Genomic DNA, 13,294 nt, shown 5'->3' with positions numbered 1-13,294 from the left:
AAACCTACTTAGTGCAAAGCTTTTGAGTCAATGCAGCGACTCGGCGACCAAAAATTAGGATCACAGAGAAGGCAATCGGCCAAGCAACCAGATAAGCGTAGCCCCAACGAGCCATAAAACCTTCATCTAAACCGGTATTCACCGTGGTAATCACAAAGGTCATGATCGTTACCATCACCAGAGACATTAACACTGATTGAACAAGAGGAGCGCGTTTTTTAGGAAACATAGATAAGCCTATTAATTAGTAAATTCTAATATTGGCAATGATACGGGATTAGCTTGTAAATATTAAGAGCAGAATTCTACATATCTAAGAGATTAAGACCTACTTAAACAGTTAAATGCTCAATAGCTTTAATTTTCAAGATAAGAGAAAATATAGGCTAATAGATACAAATGGAGCCTAAGGGTGGAAAACCAAGAAACCCCGTCAACCTACCAACAACTGCGTACCGATATTTTAGAGGGCAATATAGAGCCTGAATCGAAGTTATCGATTGCTGTCTTAGCTAACCGTTATGGATCCAGTGCGGCTCCGGTTCGTGAGGCACTCTCAAGGCTCGCCGCAGAGGGGTTGGTAACTCGTCGTGGTCAGCGTGGTTATTGGGCTGCACCTATTTCAGCGGATGAGTTTGTTGAGGTGAGTCGTCTGCGGGAAATGCTTGAAGTGGATGCTTTTAAGCAGTCGATCAAGCTAGGTGATCTCGATTGGGAGGCGGCCATTGCAGGAGCACGCCACCGCGAATTAGCGGTTAAGTCACAGTCTGCTGGGCAAGAAGATGATCAGGTACTTGCGCGTACTCGTGAGAATCGCCGTTTTCACATGGCACTCATTAGCGCCTGTCCCTCTGAGTGGCAGTTACGCTTCATATCGACGCTGTATGATCAGGGTGAACGCTTTCGCCGTTTGGCATTAACCAGCCAGCCATTGAATCAACCATCAGGTAAAGATGAACACGAAGAGCTTATGAATGCCGCATTTGCGCGAGATATTAAAACGGCTACAGAACTGCTTAGACTGCACATCCGTTCATCCAATGAGAAGGTGATGAATACGCTCTTTCCAGAGCGGTAAAAGCAAGTCGCGGTTTGTCGCTTCGCTCCAATTCGCTTCTACAGAAGAGCTACGTAGATAATTTTTTCCGAAGTCCTACTGTAGGAGCGATCTCAGCCCAGCTGAGACCGCGAAAATAATCCGAATCATTTCGGCAAGAAAAAAGCGCCAACAGGCGCTTTTTTAGACCATCACGCAGAATCAATCTTTAGGCACAAGAAGCTGTACACCAGCCGCAGTGTTTGATATTGGAGCGATCAAGACGTTAACCAACTCATCAACAGGGCCAGAACAAGCACCGCGCATTGCTAACCACATGGCGAGCTCGACACCCTGTGCACCGGCAATTTCCGTGAGTTCATCATTGGTGTAGTGGGTCAGTGACTCTGGATCAGTGACCAGTTTATCCATACACATCTGGTCGAACTCAGTATTTAGGTAGCCTGCACGCTCGCCATCTAGCTGGTGCGATAGACCGCCAGTACCCAGAACAACAACTGTCTGGTCACTATCCCAAGAGCGAATGGCATCACCTATCGCTTTACCAAAAGCATATGAGCGTGATGGTTTAGGCATAGGGTGACGTTCACAGTTAATGGCGATGGGAATCACCTTAGTGCCTTTGTAGGTATGGCCTGGGTAGAGGACAGACATAGGAACTGTCGCGCCGTGATCCACTTTGATGTCCTGACAGACAGTTGGATCAAAGTCGTTTTCGATCAGGTGGTTAACGATGTGCCAAGATAGATCTGTTTCACCCGTTAGAGGTGGAATTGGTTTGATACCCCAGCCCTCATCAGCGTTGCAGTACTCGTCTGCACAGCCGATAGAGAAGGTTGGTTTCTTATCCAAGAACATCTCAAGACCGTGATCGTTGTAGAACAGTACAGCGATGTCTGGCTTGTTCTCGTTGATCCATTCGCGAACTGGTACATAAGCAGCGAATAGGTCTTTCCAGTAAGGGGTGTCCTCAATGCCGCGATCAACTGCTACACCAATAGCAGGCACGTGTGATGTGCCGATAGCACCTAAGATTTTAGCCATTCGTTTTGCCCACTCCCTGACTGTCTAAATATGCTTGGAACTCTTCAGTCGTTTGGCCGGTCATGATGCCGCCAACGTCCTGTACGTTAAGCCCAAGCGTGCCTGCAAATTTTGCAAGGTAGTAGATACTGCCGCCATTACGAAGTAGAGCGATGATGTCGCGTTTTAGGATCGCCTCTTTCTGTGCAGGGTTCAGCTTAAACTTATCGCAGTAAGCCGCTTCGTCTTGACGAAACTCTTCGCGACAGCTCTCCTCGTTGAAAGAGAAACACATCTTATTGAGGTTGTAGCCGAGTTTTGCTGCTACGCCATCAAATTTGTATGTTCCTTCAATGATCGGTTCAATCATAAGAACTCCTTATCGTTCCCAGTACAAACGCATTGGGTTGTCGATCAATAGTTTACGCTGTAGCTCTTCAGTTACGGCAATCTGTGGAATCACGTCAACCAGTGCACCATCATCAGGTGTGTGTGATTTCATGTTCGGGTGCGGCCAGTCTGTACCCCAAAGTACGCGATCTGGGAAAGCTTCAACGAGTGCACGCATGAACGGCACAACGTCAGAGTAGTCCGGTGCCTGTAGCGTCAAACGCTCAGGACAGCTGACTTTCGTCCACACCTTATCGTTGTTACGCATAAGATTCATGAAACGCTGGAAGTCAGGGTGATCAACACCATTAGCCACGTCTGGACGACCCATGTGGTCAACCACGATGGTTGTGTTTAGCTCGTTAAGGAACGGGATTAGATCTTCTAGATCTGGCGCTTCAAAGTAGACAACGATGTGCCAGCCTAGTGGTTTGATCTTCTCAGCGATCGATAGGAATACCTCTTTAGGGGTTGTATCGACTAGACGTTTAACGAAGTTAAATCGAACACCGCGGACACCCGCTTTATCCATCGCTTCAAGTTCTTCTACCGTGATCGCTGGGTCAACGACCGCTACACCGCGTGCTAGATCGCCTGCAGTCTCAAGTGCGTCAACCAGTGCTGCATTGTCTGTGCCGTGACAAGAAGCCTGAACGATCACGTTACGACTGAAACCAAGGTAATCACGCAGAGCAAAGAGTTGATCTTTAGATGCATCGCAAGGTGTGTATTTACGCTTGGGGTGGTATGGGAATTTATCCGCAGGACCAAATACGTGGCAGTGTGCATCCACTGCACCAGCAGGCGCTACAAAGTCAGGCTTTTTAGGGTTGTCGTGAAACGGGCGGTAATCTGCATCCATGTTCTTTATTCCTAATTATTCAGCGAAAACTTCGCCATCAAATAGTTTTCGCGCTGTGCGTAATAGTGCAGCGCTTTTCGGTTGGCCATCCTGATCGATATCAATAACGACCGTCATTTCTCCGATCGGGTGCTCAACGGCTAAGGTTTTTCTAGTGCCTTCAGGTAGAGTGGCCACTGAAGCGGCAGGTGAGTTCGGCAAAATAGCTGCCGTAGCAACGCTGACTGCACCCAATACACCGATAGAGGCGTGGCAGCGATGAGGGATGAATGTACGTGTAGATAGCGCACCACCATCGGTTGCTTCGCTCACCATACTCATCTTAGGTACAGACTTCTCAGTCACATCGCCGAGATTCATCATTGGACCCGCTTGTAAGCGAATGGCTTCAAGCTTGGCGCGAAGGTCGCTATTAGCTTCTAACTCTTCACGAGACTCACTGCCTGTAATACCCATATCCGATGCCCGCATTACGACTACTGGCATGCCGTTATCGATCAGGGTGCATTCAACACCGTCGATCAGATCAACTGCGTTACCGGTAGGAAGAAGGGCGCCACAAGATGAACCCGCTGTATCAAGGAACTCTAGAGGGACCGCAGCCGAAGTGCCTGGTACGCCATCAATCTTTGAGTCGCCTTTATAGGAAACCTGGCCGTTTGGTGTAGCTACTGTCGCGATAGCGATCTGGCCCGTGTTCTCCATAAAGATACGAACCTGAGTCTCATTGCCCGTTGCTTGAACTAGGCCACGCTCAATGGCGAAGGGACCGATACCTGCCAAGATATTGCCACAGTTCTGTGCATCGGTAACGATTGCTTGATCAACAAATACCTGTAAAAAGAGGTAATCGACATCGGCGTCGTCACGATCAGAAGCGCTAACAACGGCAACTTTCGAGGTCAGTGGGTCAGCACCACCGAGACCATCAATCTGGCGTGGATCTGGAGAACCCATCATGCCAAGAAGAAAAGCGTCTCGTGCGGCAGTATCTGAAGGTAGGTCGCTCTTTAGGAAGTAACCGCCTTTAGATGTACCGCCGCGCATCCACATGCAGCGAATGCCATTAGACATACTTAAGGCCTTTCTCTTCAAGGCGAGGGCGCATGTTGTAGATATCAAGACCTAGCTCACCATTCGCCATGCGAACACGCTTCTCCTCTTCACGAGCTTCACGCGCTAGCGCCTCTTTAAGAACCTCTTCGGCTTCATCGCGGCGAACAACACAGACGCCATCATCGTCAGCAACAATGATATCGCCTGGGTAGATCAATGCTTCAGCACAGACCAGAGGGATGTTCACTGAGCCCAGAGTCTCTTTGATGGTGCCCTTGGCGTAAACAGCTTTAGACCAGACTGGGAAATCCATCTCTTTAAGGATAGCAGTATCACGAACACCGCCATCAATGATTAGGCCCTGTACGCCACGCGATTTAGCTGAGGTCGCCAGTAGATCACCAAAGAAGCCATCTACAGAAGGTGAAGTTGGCGCAAACACCATGATGTCGCCGGGTTTACACTGCTCAATAGCAACATGCATCATCCAGTTATCACCGGCAGCACCAGAGATTGTCACTGCACTGCCTGCAATAGAGCGACCAGAGTAGATTGGGCGCATGTAGTGGGCTAATAGACCACGACGACCCTGAGCTTCATGAACGGTTGCAACGCCCAATTTAGCAAGACCTGCGATTACTTCTGAATCAGCTCGTTCAATATGTTGAACAACTACGTTCTCTGCCATGTTCCTCTCCTTAAACCTTCAAGCGACTGAATACACGTTGAGCGTTACCCGAGAAGATCATCTCTTTCTGCTCAGCATTCACTTTGGTTGTCGCGTCGATGTATCGTTTAGTGTCATCGAAGTAGTGACCCGTCTCAGGATCGATTCCACGAACCGCACCGATCATCTCAGACGCAAACAGAATGTTTTCAGTTGGAATAACGTCCAGAAGGCAGTCGATCCCTTTTTGGTGGTAGACACAGGTATCAAAGAAGACGTTATTCAAAACGCGCTCTTCTAGCTCAAAACCTTTATCCAATGCCATACCGCGGAAACGTCCCCAGTGGTAAGGAACTGCACCACCGCCGTGAGGGATGATGATCTTAAGCGTTGGGAAGTCTTTAAATACATCCGACATCATCAGTTGCTGGAATGCAGTGGTATCTGCGCCTAGGTAGTGTGAACCCGTCGTATCAAAGTTGGGGTTGCAGGCAGCTGATACGTGAATCATCGCAGGGATGTCGTACTCACACATCTTCTCGTAGATAGGGTAGAACTCACGAGCCGAAAGACGACTGCCGTTCCAGTGGCCACCTGATGGATCTGGGTTAAGGTTGATACCAATAAAGCCCATCTCTTCAACGGTACGTACGATCTCTGGTACAGACTTAGCAGGATCAACACCCGGTGACTGAGGCAGCTGAGCAACAGGGACAAAGTTCTCTGGGAATAGGTCACAAACACGACGAATGAGGTCGTTTTGGTTTTCAGTCCAGAACTTAGAGGTGTGTTCATTACCCACATGGTGAGCCATCCAGCTGGCACGCGGTGAGAAGATAGTCAGATCAGTGCCGCGCTCTTGCTGAAGTTTTAACTGATTATTGATGATCGACTCGCGGATCTCATCATCAGTAACACCAAAGTCGCCTTTTTCACCGACAAAATCTGGATTCTTTTCTACTTCTGCTTTTTGAGCTTCACGCCAAGCGCCAACACCAGGAGGTGTGGTTGTGTAGTGACCATGGCAATCGATAATCATGTCTCAAACGTCCTTTTATAATGAATTGGATTTCTATGTTTCTATCCTCTCTATATCGTCTTTTTTAAGCTATTTAGTTTTTACTTTTTAGGTATTTGTTTTTGATATAGGTATTTAATTCACATCAGGTTACAATGACCCTTATGTTCAAGAATCTTCCCAACATACGACATCTTCGGGTATTCATTGAGGTCTCCAATGCAGGAGGCATAAGTCAGGCTGCAGAGCGTGTCTTTCTCTCTCAACCTGCTATGACCCAAGCCATTGCAAAGTTAGAACGCTTGCTCGGAGTAAAGCTGTTTGAGCGCCAGTCCAGTGGTATGTATCTGACGGAAGCGGGTGAAATCTGGGAGGCTAGGGTGAATAGCGCCTTTGCTGTCCTAAGGCTGGGTCTGGCCGATGCGCTGTCGTCTATGTCGAATCGTCGAATGGAGACCATTGAACGCATCATGACGCAGCTGACGACGACCCAATTAAAAGCACTTGTCGCGGTTACTGATGCACAAAACTACAGTGTTGCAGGTCGAAATCTGGGCGTATCACAATCGTCACTCCATCGATCAGCTCGTGAACTTGAATCACTCATGGGGCTCTCCCTGTTCGAAAAGACCAGTACCGGCATTGCGGCAACACGAGCCGCTAAAGTCTTCTCCAAATCAACCAAGCTGGCCATTTCAGAGATTTATCAAGGACTTCAAGAGTTGTCAGGCCTTGGTGATGGTCGTGAAGTGGGACGGATGCGCATCGGCAGCATGCCACTAGCACGCACCTCTCTGTTGCCCAAAGCGATTAATGAATTTACCAAAGCTTATCCTGGTATCACTTTAGAGTTGGTTGATGGGCCCTATGAAGATCTTTTAGCCCATATCCTTCAGGGGGATGTGGATCTCTTGGTCGGTGCGTTGCGTTTCCCGATCCCAACCAGTGATATTGTTCAAGAAGAACTCATAGCGCCTCCATTAGCAATTGTGGCACGCAAAGGGCATCCCGCTCTTAATATCGATCAGATTACTCGAGAGGACCTTCTTAACTACGGTTGGGTTATCCCAAGAAGTGGGGCGCCAACCCGCAACCTATTTGAAGAACTGATTCTGCAAGGTGAGGAGAGAGAAGGTCTATCCATCGTCGAAACCAGTTCCCATGTGTTAATTCGAGAGTTGTTACTTGGGGGTGATCGACTCACGTTAATCTCTCAGCATCAGTTGGAGTTTGAGTTATCCAAAGGGGATTTGGCGGTACTGCCTTTTGAAATGTCAGGCACTAAACGCCCCATCGGCATTACCCGTCGCAGCTCATGGAACCCCACTAATGCCCAGCAAAAATTTATCGATCTACTGCGGCTGGCCGTATCTTAGAAGCGGTTTTGTATAAGCTTGCATTCACATTTTTGAATGATGTCTAGAATTTTTAACGGTTCTATGAAAGATCCATTTTGATAATCTTAGGGACAATATTTATCCATTCGAATTAGGGAGACACTAATGAGAGTTTGTGTTGCAGGCGCTATGGGCGCTTTTGGTCTAAAACACTTAGATGCATTGAGTAACATTGAAGATGTTGTTGTGACGTCAGTGGTTGGTACTAAACCTGATGCCATTGCTGAGTTTGCTAAAGAGCGTGGTATCGCTCACGCAACAACAGATCTTGCTGAATCACTGGCACGTGATGATGTTGATGCGGTCATTCTTGCAACACCGACTCAAATGCACGCTTCACAGTCTATTCAGTGTCTTGAAGCAGGCAAGCACGTCATGGTTGAGATTCCGATGGCGGATAACATTGAAGACTCAATCAAACTGGTGGAGGCACAAAAGCGCACGGGTTTGGTAGCCATGTCGGGTCAGACTCGCCGCTTCAACCCAAGCCACCAGTGGATTCATAACAAAATCCAAGCGGGTGAGCTGAAGATTCAACAGATGGATGTTCAAACTTACTTCTTCCGTCGTTCTAACAAGAACGCTCTGGGTAAGGCGCGCTCATGGACGGATCACCTGCTTTGGCACCACGCTTGTCACACCGTGGATCTATTCCAGTACCAGACTGGCGAGAAGTGTACAAAAGTACAAGCGATGCAGGGCCCAATTCACCCAGAACTTAACATTGCAATGGACATGTCGATTGGTATGAAGTCAGAGAGCGGTGCACTGTGTACACTCTCTCTATCTTTTAATAACGACGGTCCATTTGGTACTTTCTTCCGTTACATCTGTGACAAGGGTACCTACATCGCCCGTTACGATGATTTGGTAGATGGTAACGAGAACCCAATTGATCTCTCTGGCGTTGCTGTTTCGAACAACGGCATCGAACTTCAGGATCGTGAATTCATTGCGGCGATTCGCGAAGGTCGCGAGCCAAACTCAAGCGTTCAGCAGGTATTGCCAGCAATGGAGACACTACACCAGCTAGAGCAGCTTTTGGATTAAGTGTTAGCTTATCGTTAAAAAGGCCGCTGTTGCGGCCTTTTTGTTGTCTTCTGTTTCTGGAAGACGCTGAGAGAGCAGGTGACAGGCTGAAGGCCAGTCACTGGCACGAAGATGTCAAGGCAAGCACCGGTGACTGGCTATCAGCCTGTCATCCGCCCTCAAATTACGCTCCGGTCTACAGCACAAACGCCAAAACAGTGTTCAGCGTCGCATAGGACGCTACCGTAGTCAGCAGCAATGAGCTGGCAGCCGTCTTTGCAGCGCCATAAGGTGCAGCGAGAATAGGGTAGATGGTGAACATGGGTGAAGCGGTGATGACCATCAGAGCTATCTGCCACTGACGATCGAAGTCCCACCAGAGGGTAATCAGCAGAAGGGCCAGAGCAGGTTGAATCAACAGTTTTGCCCCAGCAATCATACCCAAAGTACTTAAATCATCGCGAATAGAGTTTCCTACTAAAGAGCCTCCAATAACGATCAGTGCTGCGCCACCAGCCGCTTTTGCGAGTACCCCTAAGCTTTCGTCGATGAACGACGGCAGTTGAAAACCGCTTAACGATAAGATTAAGCCAACCGCTATTGCGATGAGTATGGGGTTGTTGATCAGGCGTTTAAAAATAGAGCTTAGTGAGCCTAACAGCGTTTTGTCTCTATGATCAGCTGAGAAGTACTCAGTAGTCAGGAGCGCTAAAGGCAGCACCACTAGATTTTCGACCAGTATACAGACAACCAATACTTGAGCGGCCATATCGGGCATGACCTGCAGCAGAATAGGGTAGCCAACAAAAATACTGTTGGGCATAGCGGCCCCAATGGCTAATGCTGATGACTGTTTAGCGTCACCCTGTCTGACGCTCCGAATCAGACCCAACGAAATGAAGAAGGTAGCGACTGCGGCAATAGCGTAAATCGATACGTAATCGCTATTAAAGATATCAGCAGGGCTATTCTTAGATAAATTGCCGACAATGATCGCCGGTATGCAAAAAACCAAAACAAAGCGGGCTATCCCAGGGATAGCCTCCTTAGACAGTGCGTTATATTTAACGGCTAAAAACCCAATAGCCATTAACGTAAAGAGCGGTGCGGTAATCCCGAGAACGTTCATCATCTAAACCTGTCATCAAAGAGGTTCTATCTTATCGAGCCCTGAGACTTGGTGGTAGCGATTCGCCCCTGATTACCATAAAATCAATAATCTATTCGAAAAAGTGATGGCTAATGCAAGTTCGAGATTACAACCGCAGTAACTGGTTCAAGAACCGTCGAAGCCTGTTTAGGTTGCTGATTAATGCGTTGCTGTTGATATCATTAGCACTTTCACTTTTATCTCTGCTTCAGCAGCTTTTCACAGATTCATTGACGGGCTCCTACTTTTACCCGCTCACTCTCTCTTTGTTAGTCATCCAATATTTTGTGCACCGTATTCATTTAAGCTGGGGTGGAGCTGTAGCTTTCCTTACTATGGGAGCGGGTTCAATATCGCTAGCCTTAGTGTCGGATGATATAGCATTAGCCTATTTGTCAGGTGCGCTTTTGCCAGTATTGCTTCGCTTTGTATTGGCTCAAAAATGGGTATTACTCTTCATACCTATCTGGCTCTCTCTCCTCTTATTTATTCACTCCTATCGAGTACAAGAGGAGCTGATTTCTGAGCTCTATACCCATCTAATAACGCTCTCTTACTCCTTGCTGGTCTATGGTTCAGTAGCGGTGCTGTTTAATCGTATCTACTCTCTTGTTTTTTATAAAGAGTGTAAAGAAAACAGCGACTTAACGTCTGAATTTATAGACAATTATCAAATTCATCAGCATTTTGATTGGCTCAAAAATAAGAATCCTGACGGTGTTGTAAGAGTCTATGGTGTCTACATTAAAAATATCTTGGATAGTGTAGGAAAAAGTTCAGAAAGTTCGATTGAATTTAAAGAGAGCGTTACTCAATTTAATCAGTTGTTAAGGGAAGTTTGTCCTGCAGGTGCATCCATTGGCAGGCTTGATAACGGGGTTTACGTTCTGATGTCAGAGCGACGGTTTTGGGACGCATTTGAGCGTGGACTTCGTCAGTTAAAAAAAGAGGCAACGGATCTCTCGCCGATTGTTGTTTCAACCGATACCCCTAATGACTCAACTGATCTGGATAGTGCACTGCATAACTTGGATACAGTATTTGTGCGTGCCACCAAAGAGAAGACAGATTTTGCTCGATTCAATTTGAAAGATCGTGATCATCTTAACGGCCAAACAGATATTCAATCTTATGAAGTCTCTCAGGCATTTGCTAACCATGAGATACAGATGTTCTTTCAGCCTAAGGTCGATATTAAAGATAACAATAGACTGGTAGGTGCGGAGGCACTGGTCCGCTGGATTCACCCTGAGAAAGGTTTGCTAACACCAAAAGATTTTGTCGATCTTCTTGAGTCCTCCCCATACAGGCTTACATTTATAAACAGTGTCGTTGAGCAATCCGCACATTTTTGTGAAACGATGAAACAGTCGGGTCTACCGATCTCGGTTTCATTTAACTTAAGCGCTAATGATCTTCAGGATTTGCGTGTCACCTACGAGTTGAGTCAGGTCCAAGAAAAGTACGGTTTTAGTGCCGGAGAGTTACAGATTGAGCTATCTGAACAGGAGACAGACGTCTCTTTGGATAACTTAAAGCGCTCCTTAGATGCCGTGAAAGAGCTAGGTTATTCAATCGCTTTGGATGATTTCGGTACCGGTATGAGCTCACTCGCCTATTTTCAAAACCTACCCGCCGATACCATCAAACTAGATAGAGCCTTTATCAAAGACATTCATCTAAACCCCTCGTCTGAGCATTTAACGAAAATGGTCGTATATTTGTCCAAAGCGGAGGGGCTGACAGTCGTAGCAGAAGGGGTTGAGAACGCCTCGGAGGCAGATAGACTGCTTAAATTAGGTGTTGATCAGGTGCAGGGGTTCCTATTTGGTAAACCGATGCCGGCTACTGAGTTTCTTCAATATTACGGCTTAGAATTAGTTGAAGATGATGTTTAAAAAGCGGCATATATCTTGCTAGTTTTTATCTAACTCTTTCCAATCGTTAATGGTTTAAACCTAATCTATATGTGGTCTTAATGAATAGAAAAGTCATCACAACAACACCTTACTCTGGTCAGAAACCAGGTACGTCTGGCCTTCGAAAAAAGGTTAAAGTATTTCAACAACCTAACTACTTAGAGAATTTTGTTCAGGCTGTTTTTGACTCATTAGAGAGCTGTCAAGGCCAATCACTCGTGATCGGCGGTGACGGTCGCTATTTCAACCGTGAGGCGATTCAAACCATTATTAAAATGGCGATCGCCAATGGCTTTGAAACCTTAATCGTGGGTCAAGCAGGAATTCTTTCAACGCCAGCAGCCAGCTGTGTGATCCGTAAATATGGTGCAATCGGTGGATTGGTGTTGTCAGCCAGTCACAACCCAGGTGGTCCTGATGAAGACTTTGGGATTAAATTTAATCGTGCCAACGGTGGCCCTGCAAGTGAGACCCAGACGGACAGTATTCACCAAACGACGGAAACCATTACTCGATACTTTACGATTGATGCTGAACCTGTAGATCTTGATAGTGTTGGAGAGGTTAGCATTGGAAATGCGCTGATTAAGGTGATTGATCCTGTCACAGATTATGCCGATCTGATGGAGGAGTTGTTTGATTTTAAAATCATGAAACAGCTCTTGAGCGGTTCAAATTTCACATTTCGTTTCGATGCCATGCATGCCGTGACTGGGCCTTATGCACAAGAGATATTCATCAACCGGTTGGGTGCACCAAAAGAGAGCGTTATTAACGCGATTCCAAAAGAGGATTTTGGTGGTCATCACCCCGACCCCAATCTTGTTCATGCAGCCGAACTGGTCAAACAAGTCAATGAACAAGGGTTAGATTTCGGTGCCGCTTCGGACGGGGACGGCGATAGAAATATGATCATTGGCAACCATTTTTATGTAAACCCTTGTGACAGTTTGGCTGTTTTAGCCGCGAACGCACAAAAGATTCCCGCCTATGAAGATGGATTAAAGGGTGTCGCTCGCTCAATGCCAACCAGTCGTGCAGTTGACCGTGTGGCTGAAAAACTCGGTATCAACTGTTATGAGACTCCTACCGGTTGGAAATTCTTTGGCAACCTGATGGATGATGGCCGTATCAGCTTCTGTGGTGAGGAGAGTTTTGGTACCAGTTCAGATCATGTTCGCGAGAAAGATGGACTTTGGGCTGTTCTATGCTGGATCAATATTCTGGCCGCGACCGGTCAATCGGTCTCTGAACTGGTTAAGGATCATTGGTCTCTATTCGGAAGGGATCTATTTACTCGCCATGACTATGAATCAATCGATTCAGACAGTGCAGCCAATATGATGCAGCAGCTAACAGCCTCTTTAGGTAGTCTTGCAGGAGGGGCATTTGATGGCGTTACCGTGACTCTGGCAGATCAATTCAGCTACTCAGACCCTGTTGACGGCTCCGTCAGTCATAATCAAGGTGTGCGTATATTGTTCGATAACGGAGGTCGTATCGTTGTTCGGCTATCTGGAACCGGCACGGCCGGTGCTACGCTACGTGTCTATCTTGATCAGTTCACTCAGGATGAGTCGATTACTGACACACAAGCAGCTTTGAAACCTTTAATCGAGTTGGCGAATCAGTTGATCGGTATTAAGCAATTTACAGGACGCACAGAACCTGACGTTATTACTTGATAGAAGGTGTGGCCCTATGGATCGCGGTTTGTCGCTGCGCT

Annotated in this window: 13 protein-coding genes; 5 read left to right on the top strand and 8 right to left on the bottom strand. The window is 47.0% G+C overall.

All coding sequences use genetic code 11. The features are described from left to right. Window positions 1-4 precede the first annotated feature (4 nt). Window positions 5-229 carry a DUF2798 domain-containing protein gene (locus XMM312_RS06275; RefSeq protein ID WP_173488886.1) on the bottom strand — a complete coding sequence of 75 codons (225 nt, stop codon included), beginning with the start codon at window positions 227-229 and terminating at the stop codon, window positions 5-7. Between the two features lie 183 nt (window positions 230-412). On the opposite strand from XMM312_RS06275, the gene XMM312_RS06270 reads away from it, so the two are divergent. Continuing rightward, window positions 413-1,078 carry a GntR family transcriptional regulator gene (locus tag XMM312_RS06270; protein ID WP_173488885.1) on the top strand — a complete coding sequence of 222 codons (666 nt, stop codon included), beginning with the start codon at window positions 413-415 and terminating at the stop codon, window positions 1,076-1,078. 180 nt (window positions 1,079-1,258) lie between these two features. On the opposite strand, the gene XMM312_RS06265 is transcribed toward XMM312_RS06270, so the two are convergent. Genes XMM312_RS06265 through XMM312_RS06240 form a run of 6 tightly spaced genes read right to left on the bottom strand, consistent with a single transcriptional unit; the run spans window position 1,259 to window position 6,094 of the window. After that, window positions 1,259-2,101: a class III extradiol dioxygenase family protein gene (locus XMM312_RS06265; protein WP_173480894.1), complete on the bottom strand. Its 843-nt coding sequence runs from the start codon at window positions 2,099-2,101 to the stop codon at window positions 1,259-1,261. Next, the gene (locus tag XMM312_RS06260) at window positions 2,094-2,450 is read right to left on the bottom strand and encodes a protocatechuate 3,4-dioxygenase (RefSeq protein ID WP_173480895.1); all 357 of its coding nucleotides are present in this window, start codon (window positions 2,448-2,450) and stop codon (window positions 2,094-2,096) included. The genes XMM312_RS06265 and XMM312_RS06260 overlap by 8 nt, the downstream gene beginning before the upstream one ends. A 9-nt stretch (window positions 2,451-2,459) precedes the next feature. Further along, window positions 2,460-3,332 (bottom strand): amidohydrolase family protein, encoded by an 873-nt coding sequence (locus XMM312_RS06255; RefSeq protein ID WP_173480896.1) that lies wholly within the window; start codon window positions 3,330-3,332, stop codon window positions 2,460-2,462. Window positions 3,333-3,347: 15 nt separating this feature from the next. Beyond that, the gene (locus XMM312_RS06250) at window positions 3,348-4,406 is read right to left on the bottom strand and encodes a 4-oxalomesaconate tautomerase (protein ID WP_173488884.1); all 1,059 of its coding nucleotides are present in this window, start codon (window positions 4,404-4,406) and stop codon (window positions 3,348-3,350) included. Further along, a complete protein-coding gene (locus XMM312_RS06245) occupies window positions 4,399-5,076 on the bottom strand; it encodes a 4-carboxy-4-hydroxy-2-oxoadipate aldolase/oxaloacetate decarboxylase (protein ID WP_173480898.1) in 678 nt (225 codons plus the stop codon). The genes XMM312_RS06250 and XMM312_RS06245 overlap by 8 nt, the downstream gene beginning before the upstream one ends. A 10-nt stretch (window positions 5,077-5,086) precedes the next feature. Then, a complete protein-coding gene (locus tag XMM312_RS06240; protein ID WP_173488883.1) occupies window positions 5,087-6,094 on the bottom strand; it encodes an amidohydrolase family protein in 1,008 nt (335 codons plus the stop codon). Window positions 6,095-6,237: 143 nt separating this feature from the next. Between XMM312_RS06240 and XMM312_RS06235 the strand changes: the two genes are divergently transcribed. Next, window positions 6,238-7,449: a LysR family transcriptional regulator gene (locus tag XMM312_RS06235; RefSeq protein WP_173488882.1), complete on the top strand. Its 1,212-nt coding sequence runs from the start codon at window positions 6,238-6,240 to the stop codon at window positions 7,447-7,449. Window positions 7,450-7,575: 126 nt separating this feature from the next. Then, window positions 7,576-8,520, top strand: a complete 945-nt coding sequence (locus XMM312_RS06230; RefSeq protein ID WP_173488881.1) for a Gfo/Idh/MocA family oxidoreductase — start codon at window positions 7,576-7,578, stop codon at window positions 8,518-8,520. Between the two features lie 175 nt (window positions 8,521-8,695). Here XMM312_RS06230 and XMM312_RS06225 read toward each other — a convergent pair whose 3' ends face one another. Beyond that, window positions 8,696-9,631: an AEC family transporter gene (locus tag XMM312_RS06225; protein WP_173488880.1), complete on the bottom strand. Its 936-nt coding sequence runs from the start codon at window positions 9,629-9,631 to the stop codon at window positions 8,696-8,698. Window positions 9,632-9,741: 110 nt separating this feature from the next. Between XMM312_RS06225 and XMM312_RS06220 the strand changes: the two genes are divergently transcribed. Both XMM312_RS06220 and XMM312_RS06215 read left to right on the top strand, forming a co-directional pair. Next, a complete protein-coding gene (locus XMM312_RS06220; RefSeq protein WP_173488879.1) occupies window positions 9,742-11,547 on the top strand; it encodes an EAL domain-containing protein in 1,806 nt (601 codons plus the stop codon). A gap of 80 nt (window positions 11,548-11,627) precedes the next feature. After that, window positions 11,628-13,253 carry an alpha-D-glucose phosphate-specific phosphoglucomutase gene (locus tag XMM312_RS06215; protein ID WP_173488878.1) on the top strand — a complete coding sequence of 542 codons (1,626 nt, stop codon included), beginning with the start codon at window positions 11,628-11,630 and terminating at the stop codon, window positions 13,251-13,253. Window positions 13,254-13,294 lie beyond the last annotated feature (41 nt).

It is taken from the genome of Marinobacterium sp. xm-m-312 (assembly GCF_013283295.1).
Classification (GTDB): domain Bacteria; phylum Pseudomonadota; class Gammaproteobacteria; order Pseudomonadales; family Balneatricaceae; genus Marinobacterium_E.
Note: the sequence above shows the minus strand (reverse complement) of the source record. Positions and strands in the feature narration are given on the sequence as shown.

Bases quoted from the DNA above. Each gene is read 5' to 3' on its own strand.
- XMM312_RS06275 (WP_173488886.1), bottom strand. From the start codon at position 229: ATGTTTCCTAAAAAACGCGCTCCTCTTGTTCAATCAGTGTTAATGTCT.
- XMM312_RS06265 (WP_173480894.1), bottom strand. From the start codon at position 2,101: ATGGCTAAAATCTTAGGTGCTATCGGCACATCACACGTGCCTGCTATT.
- XMM312_RS06260 (WP_173480895.1), bottom strand. From the start codon at position 2,450: ATGATTGAACCGATCATTGAAGGAACATACAAATTTGATGGCGTAGCA.
- XMM312_RS06255 (WP_173480896.1), bottom strand. From the start codon at position 3,332: ATGGATGCAGATTACCGCCCGTTTCACGACAACCCTAAAAAGCCTGAC.
- XMM312_RS06250 (WP_173488884.1), bottom strand. From the start codon at position 4,406: ATGTCTAATGGCATTCGCTGCATGTGGATGCGCGGCGGTACATCTAAA.
- XMM312_RS06245 (WP_173480898.1), bottom strand. From the start codon at position 5,076: ATGGCAGAGAACGTAGTTGTTCAACATATTGAACGAGCTGATTCAGAA.
- XMM312_RS06240 (WP_173488883.1), bottom strand. From the start codon at position 6,094: ATGATTATCGATTGCCATGGTCACTACACAACCACACCTCCTGGTGTT.
- XMM312_RS06235 (WP_173488882.1), top strand. From the start codon at position 6,238: ATGTTCAAGAATCTTCCCAACATACGACATCTTCGGGTATTCATTGAG.
- XMM312_RS06230 (WP_173488881.1), top strand. From the start codon at position 7,576: ATGAGAGTTTGTGTTGCAGGCGCTATGGGCGCTTTTGGTCTAAAACAC.
- XMM312_RS06225 (WP_173488880.1), bottom strand. From the start codon at position 9,631: ATGATGAACGTTCTCGGGATTACCGCACCGCTCTTTACGTTAATGGCT.
- XMM312_RS06220 (WP_173488879.1), top strand. From the start codon at position 9,742: ATGCAAGTTCGAGATTACAACCGCAGTAACTGGTTCAAGAACCGTCGA.
- XMM312_RS06215 (WP_173488878.1), top strand. From the start codon at position 11,628: ATGAATAGAAAAGTCATCACAACAACACCTTACTCTGGTCAGAAACCA.